This is a genomic window from Megasphaera sp. SC8-1 (genome assembly GCF_024436295.1).
Classification (GTDB): Bacteria; Bacillota; Negativicutes; order Veillonellales; family Megasphaeraceae; genus Megasphaera; species Megasphaera elsdenii.
The window spans coordinates 41,522-62,250 of the sequence record NZ_JANFQH010000025.1 but is presented as its reverse complement, the minus strand read 5'-3'; the positions used below and the strand labels follow the sequence as shown (position 1 = coordinate 62,250).

At 40.1% G+C, this 20,729-nt stretch carries 15 protein-coding genes and 1 other annotated feature; of the genes, 1 reads left to right on the top strand and 14 read right to left on the bottom strand.

What is annotated here, in order from left to right:
• Positions 1-25 precede the first annotated feature (25 nt).
• The 14 genes from NOS26_RS07970 to NOS26_RS07905 all read right to left on the bottom strand — a co-directional run bounded on the left by NOS26_RS07970 (position 26) and on the right by NOS26_RS07905 (position 17,494).
• Entirely contained in the window at positions 26-346 is a 321-nt protein-coding gene (locus NOS26_RS07970; RefSeq protein ID WP_255917528.1) for a P-II family nitrogen regulator, read from the bottom strand.
• A gap of 275 nt (positions 347-621) precedes the next feature.
• Positions 622-1,014, bottom strand: coding sequence for a 30S ribosomal protein S9 (gene rpsI, locus NOS26_RS07965; protein ID WP_169013516.1), 393 nt, complete (start codon positions 1,012-1,014; stop codon positions 622-624).
• A 22-nt stretch (positions 1,015-1,036) separates the two neighbouring features.
• Positions 1,037-1,477: a 50S ribosomal protein L13 gene (gene rplM, locus NOS26_RS07960; RefSeq protein WP_255917527.1), complete on the bottom strand. Its 441-nt coding sequence runs from the start codon at positions 1,475-1,477 to the stop codon at positions 1,037-1,039.
• A gap of 276 nt (positions 1,478-1,753) precedes the next feature.
• Positions 1,754-1,975 carry a hypothetical protein gene (locus NOS26_RS07955; protein WP_255917526.1) on the bottom strand — a complete coding sequence of 74 codons (222 nt, stop codon included), beginning with the start codon at positions 1,973-1,975 and terminating at the stop codon, positions 1,754-1,756.
• A gap of 5 nt (positions 1,976-1,980) precedes the next feature.
• Positions 1,981-3,096 carry a cysteine desulfurase family protein gene (locus NOS26_RS07950; RefSeq protein ID WP_255917525.1) on the bottom strand — a complete coding sequence of 372 codons (1,116 nt, stop codon included), beginning with the start codon at positions 3,094-3,096 and terminating at the stop codon, positions 1,981-1,983.
• Between the two features lie 14 nt (positions 3,097-3,110).
• Positions 3,111-3,308 (bottom strand): hypothetical protein, encoded by a 198-nt coding sequence (locus NOS26_RS07945; protein WP_255917524.1) that lies wholly within the window; start codon positions 3,306-3,308, stop codon positions 3,111-3,113.
• Positions 3,309-3,310: 2 nt separating this feature from the next.
• A complete protein-coding gene (gene brxL, locus NOS26_RS07940; protein ID WP_255917523.1) occupies positions 3,311-4,753 on the bottom strand; it encodes a BREX system Lon protease-like protein BrxL in 1,443 nt (480 codons plus the stop codon).
• A gap of 14 nt (positions 4,754-4,767) precedes the next feature.
• A complete protein-coding gene (pglZ, locus tag NOS26_RS07935; protein ID WP_255917522.1) occupies positions 4,768-7,086 on the bottom strand; it encodes a BREX-4 system phosphatase PglZ in 2,319 nt (772 codons plus the stop codon).
• Between the two features lie 7 nt (positions 7,087-7,093).
• Entirely contained in the window at positions 7,094-11,311 is a 4,218-nt protein-coding gene (locus tag NOS26_RS07930) for a hypothetical protein (RefSeq protein ID WP_255917521.1), read from the bottom strand.
• Between the two features lie 15 nt (positions 11,312-11,326).
• Positions 11,327-13,738 (bottom strand): phosphoadenosine phosphosulfate reductase family protein, encoded by a 2,412-nt coding sequence (locus tag NOS26_RS07925; RefSeq protein ID WP_255917520.1) that lies wholly within the window; start codon positions 13,736-13,738, stop codon positions 11,327-11,329.
• Between the two features lie 7 nt (positions 13,739-13,745).
• Positions 13,746-15,878, bottom strand: coding sequence for a hypothetical protein (locus NOS26_RS07920; RefSeq protein ID WP_255917519.1), 2,133 nt, complete (start codon positions 15,876-15,878; stop codon positions 13,746-13,748).
• A gap of 82 nt (positions 15,879-15,960) precedes the next feature.
• Positions 15,961-16,152, bottom strand: a complete 192-nt coding sequence (locus tag NOS26_RS07915; RefSeq protein WP_255917517.1) for a DNA-binding protein — start codon at positions 16,150-16,152, stop codon at positions 15,961-15,963.
• Positions 16,153-16,921: 769 nt separating this feature from the next.
• Entirely contained in the window at positions 16,922-17,116 is a 195-nt protein-coding gene (locus NOS26_RS07910) for a hypothetical protein (RefSeq protein ID WP_255917516.1), read from the bottom strand.
• Positions 17,117-17,125: 9 nt separating this feature from the next.
• A complete protein-coding gene (locus NOS26_RS07905) occupies positions 17,126-17,494 on the bottom strand; it encodes a hypothetical protein (RefSeq protein WP_255917515.1) in 369 nt (122 codons plus the stop codon).
• 1,601 nt (positions 17,495-19,095) lie between these two features.
• Positions 19,096-19,340: a binding site (T-box leader), on the top strand.
• A gap of 84 nt (positions 19,341-19,424) precedes the next feature.
• On the opposite strand from NOS26_RS07905, the gene NOS26_RS07900 reads away from it, so the two are divergent.
• Positions 19,425-20,711 carry an O-acetylhomoserine aminocarboxypropyltransferase/cysteine synthase family protein gene (locus NOS26_RS07900; protein ID WP_014017124.1) on the top strand — a complete coding sequence of 429 codons (1,287 nt, stop codon included), beginning with the start codon at positions 19,425-19,427 and terminating at the stop codon, positions 20,709-20,711.
• The last annotated feature ends 18 nt before the right edge of the window (positions 20,712-20,729 follow it).

The following is a 20,729-nucleotide window of genomic DNA, read 5'->3' as shown; positions in this document are numbered from 1 at the left end:
TGCCCCCTTTTTAAATCGATGATAATTAAAGCAGCTGGTCGCTGATCGTGTATCCTTCTTCCAACTTATTGATAAAAATACGGCCATCACCAGGATTGCCCCGCTGATTCAGTCGAGCTGCATGAATAATCGTCATCAGCACTTCCGTCTTATGTTCGTCATGAACAACAATATAAAGCATTTCTTTCGGCAGTTCGTCGTACTGGACGCCTTCAATCCGTACACCGCGCTGCTTACCGCGTCCCATAACATGCCAATGAGTCAATCCATAAAATCCTTTTTCTGCCAGTTTTTCTTTCACAATCTGCAGGCGTTCCCGCCTTATGATGGCTTTAATTTCAATCATGTATCTCACCCCTGACTTTTAATAACCGTATAATCATTTTTATTTATAAAACAAAAGCAGCGCCGTTTACCTTCTATTGTAAGCGGCGCTGCTTTTGTTTTGATAGCTACAGTATAAAACGTATAACCTATGACTTCAATATATAAAACGCTCATCTTTTTTATACATTTGCACAAAGAATAATTTGTATATTTATATCAAAAAAAGTCGCATGAACGATAATGTTCATGCGACTTTTAATTGCATAGGTTTTTCGAAAATCTCTTGAAAAAAGATTAACGTTTCGAGAACTGGGAAGCCTTACGAGCTTTCTTGAGACCGTATTTACGGCGTTCTTTTTCACGCGGGTCGCGTGTGAGGAAACCAGCTTTTTTGAGAGCCTGACGGAAATCGCCGTCGACTTCCAAAAGGGCACGGCTGATGCCGTGACGGATTGCGCCGGCCTGGCCGGACGGGCCGCCGCCTTTAACGTCAGCGATGACGTCATACTGTTCGTTTACGCCAGTAAGTACGAGCGGCTGACGAATAACCAATTCCAGTGTTTTACGACCGAAATATTCGTTCAATTCTTTTTTATTAACTGTGATTTTACCCTGACCCGGAACCAGACGAACTCTAGCAACGGATGTCTTTCTACGGCCAGTGCCGTAGTACTGTGCTACTGCCATGAAATCTTCCTCCCGGTATTAATTAGCGAATGTTTAACTTCAAAACTTCAGGTTTCTGTGCCTGATGCGGATGTTCAGCACCTGCATAAACGTTCAGTTTGCGATACATCTGTTCACCCAATTTGTTTTTCGGGAGCATGCCGCGAACTGCCATTTCTACAACGCGTTCCGGATGTGCTTCGAGCATATGGCCGGCCTGAGTGAATTTTGCTCCACCGGGATAACCGGAATGATGGAAATAGTTTTTCTGGATCATTTTCTTACCAGTTAATTTAACTTTTGCTGCGTTTACTACGATTACATAATCGCCTGTATCAACATGCGGGGTAAAAGTAGGTTTATGTTTTCCCCGAAGAATTTTAGCTACTTCGGCAGCAAGACGGCCTAATGTCTGGCCTTCAGCATCAACAACAAACCATTTGCGTTCGATGTTGCCTGCATTAGCCATAAATGTAGTTTTCATGCTGTGTAATTCCTCCCTGAATTTAACTAACTGACCAAGCTTTTGGTGCTCTTTCTCCGGGGCTAAGTGGAGTCCAAGTGAAAAGCTTACTTATTTATTTTACAGATTTGGAAATGTCTTGTCAAGCACTTTTTTTAAACTCAGACTCAGATGCAGCGTACCGCTGCAACAGACTCAGAATAGTAAGGCGCAGGAGCGCCTAGAAAGGCTCCCATAATAGGGGAGCTGGCCGCCGCAGGCGGTCTGAGGGGTTGCTTTTCTGAATATTTTTTAGCATCACTCAGCCTTGCGATGCTGATCAACATACCGCTCTATCCACGAACGTATCAATGCCGATTTGTTAACACAATACGTCTCTGCTACCTCGTTAAATTCATTTAACAGTTTTTCTTCAATTCGAATCTGGAATACTTTTGTTTTTTCCCGTGTTTTCTCTGCCATTATGTCACCCTTTTCTTCATTTATCCTTATTATTTTTTCCTTATCAACGATAGGCATTTTTCTCACTTTAATATCGCCTTTATCGCTTTTGCTATTTCAATAGCATCTTTTTCAGTATTATCCGCACCAAATGTAACTCTAATAGTTCCTTCTGCATAATCTTTTGGAGTATTAATAGCTTGCAGAACATGACTAATTTGTGTATTAACCGAATCGCAAGCCGAACCTGTTGAAACGCAAATGCCTTTTAAATCCAAACGATGTAACAACATTTCTCCATCAGCTTTATAAAAAGAAATATTTACATTCCCTGGAAGATGGCGACTAGCTCCATTACGTATAAAATCAAGATCAAATTCATGAAGTGCGGTTAAAAAAGTTTTTTCTATCAACAAAAGCCGTTTCTTCTTTTCCGCCATTTGATCTATATTTTTCTTAAGAGCTACTGCCATCCCTACAATTGCTGGCACATTTTCCGTCCCGGCGCGATATCCCATTTCCTGAGATCCACCGTCAGCATAAGGATGCAAATTTATCCCTTTTTTCATATATAAAAAGCCAATGCCCTTGGGCCCATTAAATTTATGCGCTGAGGCAGAAAGTAGGTCAATGCCCTCATCATGAACATTAATCGGTACATGCCCCATAGCCTGTACCGCATCAGTATGAAAAACACTTCCATAGTGGTGTGCAATACGGGCCAGTTCATGAATCGGTTCAATTGTCCCAATTTCATTATTTGCATACATAATTGATACAATGCCCGTGTTAGCAGATATCTTACTTTCCAACGCAGAAGGATGCAAAACACCTTCTGTGTCTACAGGAATATAAGCAACGGGGATTCCAAGTTCTTCCACCGTTCGACACGAATTGAGTATCGCATGATGCTCTATAGAGGATGTAAGAACCCCATTTTTTCTTTTTCCCATAAATAACGACGATTTAATAACCCAGTTATCACTTTCTGTACCGCCAGAAGTAAAATAAATTTCTTCTGGAAGAGACCCAATACATTCGGCAATTGATTCACGAGCTGAACGAAGTGCTTTTTTCGATGCTCTAGAAAACACATACGGCTGAGAAGCATTTCCATATTGATCAAGGAGATAAGGCTTCATAGCATCGAAAGCTTGTTCACATAATTTAGTTGTAGCAGCATTATCAGCATAAATCATAAAGTTCCATCTCCCTACTCAAAGAGAGTGCATCCCTCATCTTTGAATTCTTCAATTTTATCATTTAAATCATCTACCGTACATTCCAGATAATCTGCAAGGCAATCCATGCAATAAAAATTTTCGATTTCTTTCCCCAACAGCTTTTTATTAATTCCAATTGTATTTTTATCTAATTTTTTTTTGCCGCAAACAATGCATTCATAATTCATAACTACCCCTTTATAGTAAATGACGGCATCTGCTTGTCATCGTTCTTATATTCTGAATCAAGAATAGAAAGCTGACGCCATATAATCTTTCGCATATCAATAGCCGGACGAAGGCAGTACCGATTGAAATCCCGTCGATTCACATCATTAACGGTCTTAACATTCGGAAAGAGTAACTTGAGGTATGCAGTTGCAATTCTCTTTACAGCTTCTGTATGTCGCACATAAGCGTTTCCAGAAACTTCTACAAGTTCATCTACAATAGCACGGTAACTGGCATCGTCTCGAAGCATATGCATTACAGTACAAAAATACTCCGTATTCAGAGCCCAGCCACAGACTTTCAAGCTATCACTCATCTTTGGAATGTCCCAGCCCTTGATAAACCCATGAATTCTGTCAACAAGTGCACTTTCCTGAAATAATGATGGCAGTTCTGAAAACATGCTCTTATATTCATCCATATTGTCTATAGAAATATTTCCAAGAAGAACAATTCCAGCAGAAGATTCCCCTTCATACCCACCGATATTGAAGTGTCCTCTTTCCATGTAACCTTGCATAATAGAGCGCATTTCATTAACATCATTAAATGTTACAAGTTTCACCTCATCAATGGCAACGTAATCTGTTCCAACAACGAATCCAGGAGTATGACGGGCAGTGTCATAGAACATTTTTGCACGAGTAATTTTACCACCATCCGTCAAAAGACCATACTTGCTAATATTACCGAATACATAAGACTTTCCTGTGCCTTTAGGAGCCAGTTCAAGCAAGTTCAATCTTTTTTCCAAAAATGGCAGCAAACGTGTCAACATAGCCAACTTCTCGTTTTCATCTTTATACCCATTTGCATTATAATCAATTGCCCCGAGTAAGACATCGATCCATTCCGAAACTGAAAATTCAGAACGAGCATCTTTGTAATAGTCAAGATCAGCAATGTAAGGGCGAAAACTGGTGAAGCCTGTCATCTTAATTTTACCAGATATTTTAGGTCTCGCCGTATCATCTGGAAACCTATAACCAAGTTCAACAATTCCCCATGTCTCCTGACTCTGGGTAAGTTCATCTTTATATCGTTCCCAGACAATCGGTTCTATAATAGTTTCCTTATGAGTCAAATCAAAATCCGGAAGGGCAAAGGAAATTTCTCCAGTCTTGATATCTATATCCACACTTATTTTTGTAAGTATTTTAACCCGTTCATTTTCATAGGTGATTTGGTTTTTGATGCGCAGCCATTCATCCTTTTTTGGAAGATATTGATTTATAAATTCAGTCACGTCTTCAATATCATAGTTACCGTCTTCATCTTCAAATCTTTTTAGTACCCAATCTCTGAGAAAAGATGGCAATCCCAACGAAGAAAAAAAATTACTCTTCGTAAGGTCTTTATATACCACCATGTCCTCAAAGCATTCCCGTAGCTTATCATCCATTTACAAAAAGCCTCCTATAACAAGTCATTTATTTGCTGACCTTCGCGTTCTACAATAAGTGGAAGCTTTTCAGCAATTTTATTATCTCCTGTGTATACATCAATATGATACGTACCTTTTTTCTTTATGTCAGGCATATCTACTCGGTAATATCCATTGCCCATTGAAACAGCAAAATATTTTTTCTGACCAATCTGTATTGATACATCCGATTGTTCTTCAGTTAAGAATATTTTTATTGCAGCCTTTTTACGGAAGCTAACTTTAATCTTCGGAGTTTTATTTATAGTATCCAGATTAGAATTCACTGGCATAATATAAACTTCGATATTCTTGTTAGAATATGTAAGCGTAATGATGGGAACACATATCTCTTCTAGTGTAGCGCCACCATGAGCTTCGACACCGATTTTCCGGCTACCTTTAAACCTATCATAATTTGCAAGTGCCCAGAAGTCGCCAGCATCAACAGCATACTCAGGTTTCTCATCAAGTTCGCTCTTTTTGCAGCATCTTCCAGAATGAATTCCTTTCTCAGCCATCTCATAAATGTTTTCTTTATCATAACGAATAACCAAGCGACTTGCTCCATGGTCTGCAATCATTACAGCTTCATTTATATCTCTGTTTATAAGCTTCGCCTGAATTTTTTTTAAGACATCTTTGATGATTTCTAACTCTTTTATCAAATGAATTGGAAGTTTTGAATGTCTGTAATAGTCATAGTCATTTTTTCCATGATGCTTAATATCATCGAGGTCTTTGATATCCACAATCTGATTCTCATTCCATTCATCCTTAAATTCCTTATTAAATTCTGTAATAGACGGAATTTCCGAACGGCATATTTTTACGTTAATTTTCAGTTTGAGTTCATTGCAAACGCTCTGTATATATCCAAGAAATTCAACCCCCATTGAGTCCATAAAATAAAGCAAGGATTTTGGCTTTGAAAGATTCTCTACCAAAGCAGACCTTGGCGGCAGTATAGAAATATAGTCACGTTTTTTTGCCTGCTCCAACACAAGATCATAAAAATCAGGAAAAATCTTATTGATAACTTTCTGATATTTATATTCAGAAAAATAATGGTTAAGCAATTCATTTTTAAAGTCATATGGTTTTAAGTATGCTGCCAGTTCCGGGTATACTTTTACCAGAATATTTGTTATCTTTTCGCGGTTTCCTTCAGTCCCATAACGTTCAAGATATGCAAAGATTTCTTCTTTTTCTTTTTGAGTATTATCTGTTAAATAATAAATTTCATTTTTTCCTTTACCAACAGCCACTTTACAGAAACTGCCAAGCTCAACCTGAGGATTACCTATTCGGCGAAGCACCTTCTTTCTACTGTTATAACAATCCCAAAAATCTTTGTCTGAGGAGGATTTATTGAGTATCCCCCGATAAATATTAGAAGGCATTTCCCTCACAAAAGAGGAATGTACAGCCGCATCATTAAGGCACCAGTTTCCTTTTATTTGATATAATTTTAACGCAATAAAATACAACCAGCGCTGATTATGATTCGACTGCACATCATCATCAAGATTAGACTCACTCTGTTCAAGCCGTCTATGATCACCAAATTGACGATCTATAACGTCTGCCCAACTAGAATCCTTGTCAAACAAAGTAAGGGCGTAATTCCATTCTTCTTCAGTCCCCATACTTTCTGAAAGCCTTTTTGTTACCGAATCCTTCAAAGAAAGAATATCGTAAGCCTTGGTCAGATCTATAATATTGTACAGCGCATACGGGAATTGTTTTTTTGTTTGACTGGTGACCAAATAGATTTTTGATTCATTAGTTTGTTCTACGGCAACAGCAAAATTTTTGAGCCCTTTTAACACTTTTACGTTTTCTGGAAGCGAGAGAGCCGGCGAACAAAAAAAGATTTCCGGGATTGTTGCTAAATTTCCATCAAGGAGGGCAAGGCGCCTTTCCAAGCGTGGATCACGGACATTAAAAAAACGTTTGCATTGATAAGTAATGATTACCATATGTCCCATTGTCGACATATGGAGTATTTCGTTCAATTGAGCAGTTAGCTTTTCTTCGCCCATCAATCTTAAATAAGAAGAAAGCCCTGTCACAAAACAATCGTAAGCCTTTGTTTGTAAATCATGAAGAAGATTTTCAATCCTAGGGAATTCATCCATATCGCTATATTGCGAGACAGGTATGGATTTAGGGGCTTCTGGCGTCATCGGACAAAATTCAGCTAAAAGCTTGCTAAGATCCTCCCTATTCTGAACATCTACAATTAAAGGCTGGTAATCATCTTTTTTCAGGAACCTCCTGATTTTTTTTGCACATTCTTCATAATTCATTTTTTCATCAGTTTCCTTTTATAATTTCCATCCCAACAGTCATGTTGTCACGAATCAGCTCTTTCAAGTATTTCTTGACATCATCGACATTCATTTCATCAATTTTTTCTAATGCCTTTGCAGCTCCTTCTTGGTTATACTTCGCTTCAGCCATTTTTCTCAACTTTTCATTCACGGCAGGTAACTGGAACCAATCATAAGGTTCATCTGGAATCTTATTTTCCAAATATTGCTTTACCTCACTTATATCCGTGAGTAAAACCGCATAATTATTAATAATTTTACTAACAAAAATCTGATCAAGAGCATCACTATCATTCATTTTTGAATAGAAAGTCGCCTTTTCAAGATATTCCTTAGCTCTCGAAACAGAAGTAGCATCGGGATGGCGGTGATTGAGTGTCTCAAAAGCATCTCTGGCTCTTGTGACTTCATCTGCTGGAACAAGAGCAAGGATTGGCATATGATGCTTTCTCGACCATTCTCTTGGAGTAGTAGAATGCGTCTTTTCGCTCCAAAGTTTTTTTAGTTGCTCATATCCGAGAGAATCACGATAGTTTTTAGTTTCACGGTCTACCAGCTTGAAATAAGCAGACTTATCCATAACAAAGGTCCCAGAGCCAGGAAGTTTATTGAAGAGTTCCTGAACTTCTTCATCATTAAACTCATCCAAATAGTATTCACATACCTTCATGAATAAACCTGTTTGATTCCTGTAAAAATGGTCAAAACCCTTACCATCTGCTTTCAGAAGATCTAGAAAACTTCTTTTCTGCCTTTCATCAGAAAGCCGCCCGTTTCTTTTTAAATTATAAAGCATTTCCACAAATGGTTCGATTCCACCGAAAGAACCTTTAGCAGCCAAAAAGGCAATTCGGATATTGTCACACCGGCTAATCCAAGAAGCCAAAGTACCCGCATAATTTGAGTTTTTCGGAAGAATTTTATTGCTTTCAGCAATTATCTGGTATTCAAGAATTACTTCTTTGATTTTTTGATTGGCAGTATCAATATTCCATACCCAAGTTGAAGCATCTGCATCAAATTTACGACTAACAACATTGATATACTGGCCGCCGTCTTTAATTTCATTTGCAAGAGCCGGCAGTATTCCATTATCATATTGCTGCAGATATTTCTCCATTCCTTTGATGCAATTATCTTTTGAGAGGAAGACCTGCAACTCTCCCGCAGCTTCAGGGTAATTTATATAAAGCTTCCCGATTTCATTCGCAATATCGCTTTCAGTCTTAAAGCTACCCACAAGGTTACCATTGTTTGCAATCCCCATATAGTAATCAATAAACAATGAAATGATTTTACCGGGAGTTTTGAACGAATTTTCGGGAATTAATTCCTTTAATGTCCAAATTGGGAACCCATACTCCTTCATTTTGTTTCGAATGATACCTCGTGTCTGTTCTACAGAAGTACAAAGAGATTTCGAAACATTAAAGGCAATTGCACTTGACTCATTGAAAGCTTTTTCTTCAGCGGTTAGCGCAACAATATATTTATCCTTATATTTTTTATTCGGAGTATTCTGAAGCTTAATCACCTCGTCTATCATTTCTTTAAGCTTGTTCAGAGTAAGTTCATCATTCGAGAGGCCATCGCTCCACGAATATGTACCATCCGTATATTCTTTCAGTACGAATCCCATTATAAAGGCGGAAAGGTTACAGGGCATAAAGCCATACGGATATTCTTTCAGTAAATCGTAAATATCGCGGATAGAAACACGACCTGCTTCTTTAAATTCTTTCTGTATTTCGTTATCCACTGTACGTTTGATTTTAGAAATTAGGAGATTAGGATGTGTTTCCCAATATCGAGGATCTTCCCATGCATCTTTTAAAGCTGTTTCTAGTTTGGTTTGAACATTTCCGGAAGAAAACATCTGCCGTGTTTTTCTATTTACACCGCATTCCACGCCTAATTTCAGACTGCTTGGTGTATACATCGTTGGAAGTACGTTATACTCGGCTTCCAGGCAGTCCGGAAATTTTTTATGGTCTATTTCCCGCAGAATATCTTCGAGAAATTTCTTCGAAGTAGCCCGTTCACCTGCTGGCTTTTCTTCGGTAAATATGAGAAATTCGCCTTCGCTGAGACGTTCTTTCCATTTTTTCAGAGATTCCTTTGCATTTCTGGCGTATTGATTCGCAAGACCGTTATCTTTACCAGTCTGATACATAGACTGCGCCATTTCATCGCGATACTGGTTATACCCATCCTGACCAAAAGGCGTCCGTGTAGCATCAATAAAGATGAGATGATAGGAGCCATCTTGTAGGGCATTCTGAATCTTTTTGCCCAGGAGGATGGATTCATTATCATCTTTAGCATAACAAATTACAGCAGGTATTTTACCTCCAGATTCTTCTTCAATATTACGCATACGTCGGATTGTTACATCGAAATCTGATACGGATGCATGGCGTATACTATATCGTAATTTCAAAGCAGCATCATCCAGATTAAGTGCATCTTCTACCGTAGTACCGTCGTTTAGCGGCTCAGTAATAAGGGTAGATGTTGATTTTTTATCTATTTCTTTTTTGTTCTCATCCAGAGCAGCACCGCTTATTTCATTAATGTAGGCATTATACTGGTATTTCCCGCTTCCGAGCGATCTCTTGTAAAGGATCTTATCTCGGACAAGTTTTTCAGCAATACGAGAAGCACTGTCTTCTAGATCAGATCCTTCAAAAGCCCCATCAAGATTTTTTTCGTTCGGAATAAACATTTCTACCGTATCTGCAGCATGTTGGGAAATAGCCTGAAGAAGAAGTATGGCCTTGAGAATACGCTTTTCTTCTGAGGAAAGTCCACGATTCGCCGTTCGTTCATAATAATCGAGAACAGTACGTACATCATGAGCCAAGCTATCTCTACCTTTATCATAGAAGAATTCCCAAAGCATGTCGACGGTAAGCAATGGATTGGTACTGTCACTGCCTCCATCCGGCCCGTAGTTATCTATAAACCACTGGAATCCTTTGATTTCATCTCCACGATCATTTTTAATAAAGTCAAACATGCTCCGCTGATTTGAATCAAACACTTGGGAAATATGTTTTAAAAGAAGAGCTGTATAAGGATGAATCGGTAAAATACCAGTCATCTCTTCATCCTTGATTTTAGCAGTTGTACCAATATTTTTTCTGGATTTCTTGGTGCGGTCAGCTAAATCATCAAGAGTTTCATCCCATTCTTGGAGGACAACGGGATCTTTTGTTTTCTCCATAGCTGCTCCCATAAGCTGGAATGCAATATTTTCAGGAAGCGCAATTTGGCTATGAGGGGAGACAAACCGTCCATTCAACTTGATATAATCCTTGTCACCTTCTGGAAAAAGGCTGGCACTTACATGTGTTACCAGCACAAAATAGAATGGCTCCGTTTCACTTAATTCAAGAATCTGTTGAAAACCGGTAAGATTTCTGGAATTATTCAAGAAATATTCTGTAAACTCATCCCAGATGAATACGATTGCTTTAAGATTGTTAGCCTGAATAATATCTTTAATCCAATTGGTAAGATCTTCAGATGTCATTGAGAATACCCGGATTTGTCGTTCATGGGCAACTTTAAAAACTTTTTCCATCAAGGCATGAAGTGATTCACCAGAATATTCTCTGAGTTTTTTTACAATAGCGTCTACATCATCTCCACCAAAAAGATTATCATATCCTTTCACAAAGACATTAAAGCTTTTTTTGTTAAGTTCATCTGAAAGGTATCTAATAATAGCTTCTTTAAGGGAATCCTGTCCTTTATTTTCTATACCGGCTTTTTCAAAAGCATTTTCAATGCTTTCCTGGATAGCAAAAAAAAGATCATTATCTCCGTGGATACTCGATGAACCATAACGATGTACAGTCAAAATTTGTCCGCTGTTTTTAATCTGTTTAAAATTATTTTTTAAATCCTTATCCAGCCCGTACTTATCGAAGTATGCATCAGTTTCATTTTCATTCGCATCAAGTAATTTTTTTAAGGTGAGGACAGCATGGGATTTCCCCGTTCCGTATGCACCTTCTACCCAGATAGAAAGTTTCTGCTTCCGATTAATCACACTTACAGTAGTTTTAAGCAAGTTTACAAAAGTCTGATGCGGATAGAATTTTTTCCACATATCTGGATTATCATTTATGACCTTTTCATTGACTGCCGGAAAATAATCCGGATCGATATCAAAATAATGGCGATATGTTTCCATTCGTTTCTTCCTCCCTTAAAATAATTTAAGCACATCAACAGATGTCTTTTCGGGATTTAATGTGATTGTATCCAAATCTAGAGTAAACTGCGTTGTAATAAATTCTGGATGGTTGATTGATAAGCCGGTCAAAATTTTTTCCATTGTATCATGATCAAGGCAGAAAATTTCTGCTGGACTAACGCCATTACTATCCACATTAAAATTAAGTAGGCGAGAAAGCGTAAATTGGTAATAGTTACCACAATTCTCTGCAAACTTGTAAAGAGAATAAAGAATTACATTGGGATCAGGCGAAAGCCACTTTCTACGGTGAAATGAATGAAGAGTAATTGTTTCATTGCCGGATGCATTAACTTTTTTCGTATAATCACAATCCCCAAGTCCAATAGATTCTCCTAAAGGTGTTGTAACAAGTATTATTTTTAGTGCATCTGAAACATTTCTTTTTCCTAAACCTTTTGTATCATTTTCCATGGCTTCATTGAGCATATATTTGAGTCTATCTTGAGTGATATTCTCGTTAAACGGTACATTTTTGATGAACCAATTAAATTCTGGAGTGTATGCCAAATTGCAAAGCATAAGAGCCCATGTCAAATCAGAATCACTTCCGAGATTAAACAACATCTTTGCAAATTCGTTTGCTTCATTTCTTGTATACTTGTTATCACCGTGTAATCTGTTAAATGTGACGAGTCCTGCATCTTTGATGAAATTTAAAAAAGCATCTTTTTTCTTGTTTGCCACTTCTCCATGACCGTCTGAATCCCAAAATTCCCTGCTTCCACGGTCTTGGAAATACAGTTCAATCCATCTTTTTCTAACACCAAAACTGAAATATCTATCCAAACCCTTCATTTGTCTTTCTCCTCCAATTCTATTACGGATAGAGTTGTATCTTAAACAATGTTCATATATATCATGGCATTGATAGCAGTGAATACAACTATTTGATATCTTTAATCCATTGCTCATATCAATACAATTTGCCGTACAATTAGCTTCACAAACACCGCAACGAACACAATATATACTTTTAATAACTACGCTTCTAAAAAGCGATATAAATTTAATATCATCCTTTCCATTACCACATTGAGGAAAAGTAATCTTTATTCCTGTTTTTTCTGTCTGTAAATGTACTGAATAAATTTTTTCTTTAAAACTAATGGAAAAATCATTAGGAGTAAGCTCAACAAAATCTCCAATTGTTTTCGCCCATTCCTTCCATCTGTCATTTAGATTCCGGACAATAATAACAGTTTTTCCGTTTTTTACCTCAATCAAATGACTATCTGAGCCAAAATTAAGTTCACGTCCTGTTTTTCTGGTTTTCCACAATCCTTCATCAACAAATTTATTCATCTGGTCTTTAGTGAAATTTATTTTTCCACTGGTAGACTTTATTTTGTCTAGCAGACCATTTACTTCTTTGGGATAACAAACTGCTTTCATATATTCATGTTTCCCAGAAGACATGGGGCAAACCAAACAGCCGACTCTTGAATTTCCTTTTTTATAAGCTTCATTAAGACGAAGCTTTCTTTGATAAATATAAGTAAAGAGTTCCGCTGAATTCCATTCGAGAATTGGATGAAAACTGAATTGCCCTCTTACTTTTTTACCATCATTCAACTCGTCATATTCACTTCTTGATAGACTTTCGTCTCCCCGAATGCCGGTAAAAGCCATCCCTCTGACATTTGGATTTTGAGTATATTCCCTGAGCAACAATATCTGCGGAGCAGATTTATGAACACTGCAACACCATCTTATAGTTACTGCTGGGGGACCAAAAACATTCCAACTTTGAGCGGGCGACAAGCAAGATTTAGCCTTTAGAAATTCTACTTTAATATCTTTACAATCTTGTTCTATTGATTTTATTTCTTTATAGGTATCTGGTGACTCCATCCCAGTATCTCCAAACAACACCTTAAATTTATTGTGCGGCAAAGCTCGTTGGACGAGGTCAAGTGTAACTACACTGTCTTTTCCCCCACTAAAGGCCACATAAAATACATCGACCTTATTGTTATATTCTATATAAGTATTGTAAATTTTCTTAATAGTATCCTGTGCCAGAGCATCGATAATTTTCTGATTCTTTGCAACCATGGCAGGGATATCCACAAAGCGTAATGGTTCATCATTAGGTTCTGGTTCTTCGAACAGAATCAGTTCTGGTGCCGTATAGACAGTCCCTCCTTTTGTCTTGGCTACTCGTCTCCCACGATAGATATAATTATTTGACTCTGCCCACATATATGGGAAATCGTCTTTCTTTTCGTAATTCCAGTATTTATCAAATCCAAGTATATCGAGTTCTTTATAATAAACTGGCCTAGGTTCTTTGCTGAATTTTAAAGGTGAGCTTTTTAGCAGAAAACCTCCTGTTTCAGGATCCCAGTCATATGAGTACATATTGTTATTATTCCTTTCTGTTTCGCATCTCACGTGCTTTTATTAAAAGGGAATCAATCCCCTGATATGAGCGGCGGCCTATATACCCTTTCTCGTAGAGAAAAGATAGCACATTAGTTTTTTTTAATGGCACTCCACTGATGGCAATTGCTCTTATTACAAGATCATCATAGTCCTGAATATCACTAGATTGTTTAACCATAGCACCAAGCACACAGTTTATGTTAAATCCAGTATGCATGAGTTTAAATTGCTTACTGTGGAATGCTAGATAATTTTCAAGCAAATATTCGTTCCATGGGTAGGTGGAATCAGGAAATAGTCCAAAATTCTTTACCTCTGAAATTGGCACATAGTCATCAGGACAATAGCGGCTCAAAACCTCGTCCGTTTCGCTAACTCTATAGATGACGTAATCTTTTCTAACAAATTCGTCTTCACTGACTCGAGCCACATTTTTATATAAGGAGTCAAAATAAACCACTCTTGAGCCGACATTAGAAACAAAGGATAAAATTTCTGATAATGTGAATTTCTGTCTGTTTTTTCCATAAATTGAAAAGATGTCGCTCATTGAAAGTGGCTTTTCTTTGCTGCTGATGACATTTCCATTAAACGAAAACCGATTTTTAAGTTTATACTTCAAAGCATCTCGCCAACCGATTATGGGAAAAGCTTCGTTTTTTTCATAAATGTAGGGAAAAAGAATCTTTATATTATTGTAAAGTTCGTTACCGCTTAAGAATCCATTCTTATTAATTTCATCTTGAATTAAATTAGCAATGTCGTTTAGTTCTTCATCAGATACTGCAAAGCAATCCGCATGAAAATATACGCCTTTGCTTGCCCGCACAAATTCTAGATTTGCACCAAGGATACCTCGAATGGTACCTTCTGGTATATTGGGTAAGATATGAGCTATCTCAGTAATCTTCATAGGATAAACGTGATTTTTGAGCAGTCTTCGTATTTCTTCTGTAGGGTCAGCTTCTCCCAAGTGTTCTTTCGAAAGATAACTTCTTTCAAAAACATATTTATCCCCTGCATAATAAGCAATATATGACTTTAACATATCCGTGTCATACATTTTACAATCCAAGAAATTATTGTAGAAATGTTGGAACACTGCTTCATAATATACGGTTGTTGCACCATCAGAAAAACAATGATCGATGTAATTAAAAAGCTTTGAGTGGAGCTCTTTGCTGAGCATTTCATCAGGAAGGTATATTTTCCCTTCGTGCTCAATACCACATTTTTTTATAATCAGGTTTATCTGGTCGTTATCGAGTGTAAGGGGACTCGCATTAGCCTCTTCATAATACCGCCGAAATTTTTTCGTATCGATAAATGAACCTAGACGGAAACCATTATGAAAATATTTTTTTAAAACAGAGTAAAATGCGGCAGTATCGCAGAAAGAATCTTCCTTGTTACCACTGTCTTCCTGACAAGGCATCTTCGGATGATTCTGGAAGCAATTCGCAGAATTCTTTTGTTCTATGGCATTAGTCTGGCCTTTGTATTTTTTGACAGCAAAGACATAGGATAATATTTGTTCGCAGAGTTTTTTAGAATGAATAATCTTTTTTGTCTTTAACCGATTTATAATTTTTTCTATAGTACCTAAATCATTAACATCTAGCACAGATGTACGGATTTCACCGCTTTTACAAAGGAGGATATCAGCAGTTGTGATAGCATTTTTTATCCCTGCTGCTTGTTCTGCTGATATATTTTTGTTAAGCCATGCTATGAAATCAGAGTGTCTATTCGCAAGTGATTCTGACATCTCCTTTGCCTCCTTCAACAAGTTTTTATATCTTTCAGGTTTTTTCTTAAAAATTTCAATAATATCGTATTGCCATTTATAAGCAGGGCGTAATCCTTCTTTCCCACTAGTTAAAGCATATTCCAAATGTGCCATCTGTAAGCTGATTCCGCTTATATTACGGAACTTTTCATCAACCGTATATCCATTTTGCTCAGCTAATAAACGAAGTTGTACTGATATATTCGCTACAGCTTCAGCTCTTTGTATCTTTTGTTTTCTAATATCTAAAAGGCCCTGCAACAAGATTGCCGCTTCATGCAAATTCCAAGATATTCTATTCACCACACTTTCATCCTTTCCTACCAAATTTTAGAATTTAATCTTTCTCTCTTTAATTCAGGACACTACGTTCTGATGTCTGTGTTTCGTCAGTAAAATCAGACTGATTTCATCTTACTTTTATATATTTCCCAGATTTAATCCGTTCATCTTTCGGCTTTTCAGCATCTGCAGGAATAGCCCAAGATTTACCAAACTTTCGTACTCCTGGAATTCTCCCTTCCTGACATAGAGTATTAATACGCCGTTCTCCTAAACTCCACTTAACCGAAGTTTCTTTTATGGTCATAAACTCATCCATATTTTTTACCCTCCGCTATAATCATGACCCATTAATACTTATAATTTTTATTTTACTCTAAATTTAGCACATTATCAATTGCCATTTATTTTTGTTGCATAATTGAATTTGATATAACAAAAAATACCGATATAGCACCATTTCCAATAGTACCCGTATCGGTATTTTCCTTTTTCATTTTATGAGTCTATACGCTTCAACACTTCGTCTGCAGGAATAATCATCATAATAACGACGGAAAATGACCTTGCGATACATTTTCGAAAGACTTGCAAGGATTCTCCAGATTTTCGAACGTCTTTGCATAAAAAAAACAGCATTACAGATGGAAACGATACAAGGCCAACTTCCATAAGATCCGTTACCATATCTTTTCCCACAAGTTTCTTTTCGATTTTTTACATTCACGTTGTTGGCAATAGAATCACGGTGCAGTCTGAAATCTTGAATAATATTACGACCGTGTACCATTGATCATAAAATTTGGCTATGCACAGGATTCGCAGCGGGACGCCGATTATGGCGTCCCCTACAGGCGGTCAAAGACACGCTTCCAATTTTTTGCTGCCCGTCACTGCTTTTTGCTGCACTTTGCTGTCTTTTGCTGCCCTCCATCACCTGTATGCGATTTCGTAGGGGCGGCCATACCGGCCGCCCGCCTTGAATGATGGCACCGTCTCGGAATTTATGACGGACTGTGCATGGTCATAATACAAAGACGAAAATAGCCGCTCACATTTCTCAACAAAGCGGCTATTTTTGTAAGTGTTCAATCAATATGATATTCCTGATAAAACTTTTCCCTAGCCTTTTCATCGTCGATGGCTAGTTCCAGATCTTTCAGACGGCCATCGGCTTTCAGCAGTCTCAATAACGTCGTCAGCCGACTTTCACCTTCTCGACGGCCTTCTTGACGGCCTTCCTGCCGTTCCTCAAGACCCCATTTTTCAAGTTCTGCGCACATAACAGCCACCTACTGCTCTTCACTATCCTTCGCTATCTCTTCAATCGCCTGCAGCGACAGTTTCGTATATTGAGCAATTTTTTCAAAGGACAGGCCGTCTTTCAGCATTTCCAATACATCTTCACGTTTTGCAAAAAGATGCCCTTCGTCATACCCGATTTTTTTGCCGCGCCGTTCAATACCTTCACTTAAGTTACACATTTCTGCCACTCCCTTCTCCAGATGCGGAGTTACTGTAATGCCGAATTCTGTTTCCAGTTTTTCTTTTTTATCAGTTGGGCTGAGATCATCCAACAGCAGCATGTTCAGCAAATCGTAAAAACCGTTTATCGTAGGTCGTTCATCGTTCGTCGTTGCGGGACTGGCTCGCTGACGCATCACCGCCGATTCGGAGTCAGATGGATGCTGCGCATCCTGGAATTCTGGATTGTATTACGACTGTGTGCCATTTGTCATAAATTCTGGCTATACACTCAGCGGTCCGTTCTGGCAGCCAGCCTGCGCCTTCCTTCGGTCGGCACCTGCTGGGCCAGAAAGGCACGCGGGTTCGCTGCGTGCGAACCCCTACATCGCTAGGGCTATGCACAGGATTCGCGCGGGCCGCCGATTATGGCGGCCCCTACAGGCGGTCAAAGACACGCTTCCAATTTTTTGCTGCACTTTGCTGTCTTTTGCTGCCCTCCATCGCCTGTATGCGATTTCGTAGGGGCGGCCATACCGGCCGCCCGCCTTGAATGATGGCACCGTCTCGGAATTTATGACGGACTGTGCATGGTCATAATACAATCATGAGTCTGTCGCGGCGCAGCCGCATCTGAGTCCGAGAAATCCGGCTTGGCATGCCTACCTTGCCTATGTTATACTGTTTTCGAGGTTCTGCCTAAAACGGTAGGCGGTGGGTCCCTTTCTTTCTAAAGGAGGGATCTTGTGTGAACCCTCCAATCCAATCGGAAAGGAGGGGAATGACGATGACTCTGACAGTAGATATGTTCATTAATATTCTCTCGTTTGGTATGGCTGCTTTTGCACTTGGCTATGCCATGGGTCAAAACTCAAATAAAACACAAAAATAACCGCCCACGTCCCTCAACGAAGCGGTTATTTTTGTAACTGTTTTGATATAGGGGCCAACCGTCTATCGGCAGGGCCTCTTTCATATTTATTATAACGTCCTTTGCTAATTTTCGTCAAGCGCCGAACATCTATAACTATCATGAAAGGCACCTGACGGCGCCGCCATTCGCAGTCGGCAGGTCGGGATTAGGCAAGTCGTTCGTCGTAGGTCGTTCATCGATAAAAGATAGTTTGCAGTTTGTAGTTTATAGTTTTCAGTAAAACCGTCTCGATTCGGGCTCGCTAACGCCTCGCCGCCTATTCGGAGTCAGATGGATGCTGCGCAGCCTGAAATTCTGGATTATATTACGACCATGTGCCACCTGTCATAAATTCCGGCTGTCTACAGGATTCGCGCGGGTTCGCCACGTGCGAACCCCTACATCGCTGGGGCTATACACAGGATTCGCAGCGGGCCGCCGGTTATGGCGGCCCCTACGGGCGGTCAAAGACACGCCTTATATGCCTATACCTGTTTTTCACTGTCTTTTACTGCTTTTTTCTGCTTTTCTCTGCCTTTTTCTGCCTTTTACGGCCCTTCGCTCCATCCCATCGCCCGCTATGCGCCGCAGGAGCTACCCGAGGCGTCATTGTCAGTTTGAGTCTGTCGCGGCGCAGCCGCACCTGAATCCGAGGCGATGCGCCAGCGAGCCCCAACGATGAACGGCCTACGATGAACGATCGGGAAGAACCCCTCCGGCCCGTTGGGCCACCTCCCCTTCTCAGGGGAGGCTTCCGGACCGCGAACTGCGGACAGCGGTGCCGACAGACACATTTAACGTTTAACGTAATTTTTTCTGTACTTTTTTGCGAAAATCATTTGACAAAGTGCATTTTTGATGGTAGACTTACGTCAACAACTTGATAGTGTTGCAATGAAGAGAAGAGTACACGATAGGAATTGGCACAGAGAGTTCCCATTTGGTGAAAGGGAATGCAAGGGTCATCGTGGAAGATGGACTCCGAGCAGATTGGTCGAACAGTTAGGCCATCCGGGCGTGCCCGTTACAGCACTATGGTATTGAAGGCTCATCTGCCTGCGTACCTGAAGAGGCTCATCTTGTGAAGGATGGGTGAAATTGGGTGGTATCACGGTGCTTCCGTCCCTTACTTGGGACGGAAGCTTTTTTTGTTACAAGGCTTTCAAGTTTATATTACATTATATATATTTTACAATATTAGGGGGAAATGTATTATGAGCGAAAACACTAACTACAAATTCGAAACATTACAGCAGCATGCAGGTCAGGTACCGGATCCGGCAACGGGTGCCCGCGCCGTTCCTATTTATCAGACGACATCTTATGTTTTCAAAGATACCCAGCAGGCTGAAGACCGCTTTGCTTTGAAAGACGCTGGCTACATCTACAGCCGTTTAACCAACCCGACGCAGGACGTCTTGGAAAAACGTATTGCAGCCCTGGAAGGCGGCACAGCTGGCTTGGCTACGGCCAGCGGCGCATCGGCCATTGCTTACTCCATTATCAACCTTGCCGGCGCCGGTGACGAAATCATCGCTGCTCCGACATTGTACGGCGGCACAGTCGAACTGTTCAGTGAAACATTCAAACACCTCGGCATTACGACGCACTTCGCCGATCCCGATGACCCGCAGTCCTTTGCCAAATACATCAACGACAAAACGAAAGCCATCTACCTGGAAAGCCTTGGCAACCCGGCCATCAACATTCCGGACTTCGAAGCCATCGCTGAAATCGCCCACAAGAACGGCCTTCCGGTCATCGTTGACAACACCTTCGCTACGCCGTTCCTCTTCCGTCCGCTCGAACACGGTGCTGACATCGTCGTCCATTCGGCTACGAAATTCATCGGCGGCCACGGCACGACCCTGGGCGGCCTCATCGTTGAAAACGGCAAATTCGACTGGGCTGGTTCCGGCCGCTTCAAAGAATTTGCTTCGCCTGACGAATCTTACAATGGCGTTAACTTCGCCAAGGATATTCCCGGTGCTGGCTTCGTAACTCGTATCCGCGCCAAAGCCCTCCGCGACCTCGGTGCTTGCATCAGCCCGTTCAACGCATGGCTCCTCATCCAGGGCTTGGAATCCTTGTCCCTGCGCATCGAACGCCACGTCGCTAACGCTCAGAAGATTGCAGACTTCCTTGAAAATCATCCGAAAGTCGCTAAGGTCAACTATCCGTCCCTTCCGTCTTCGCCGTACTACAAACTGGCTCAGAAATACTTCCCCAAGGGAACCGGTTCGATTTTCTCCTTTGAATTGAAAGACGGCTATGCAGCTGCCCGTAAATTCATCGACAACGCGGACATCTTCTCGGACCTCGCCAACGTCGGCGACTCCAAGTCTCTCCTCGTTCATCCGGCTTCGACGACACATCAGCAGCTTTCGGAAGAAGCACAGCGCGCCTGCGGTATCACACCGGGCACAATCCGTATCTCTGTAGGCCTGGAAAACATCGAAGACCTCCTCGCTGCTGTTGAAAAAGCACTGGCAACCATCTAAGAACTAAGATAAGGAGAA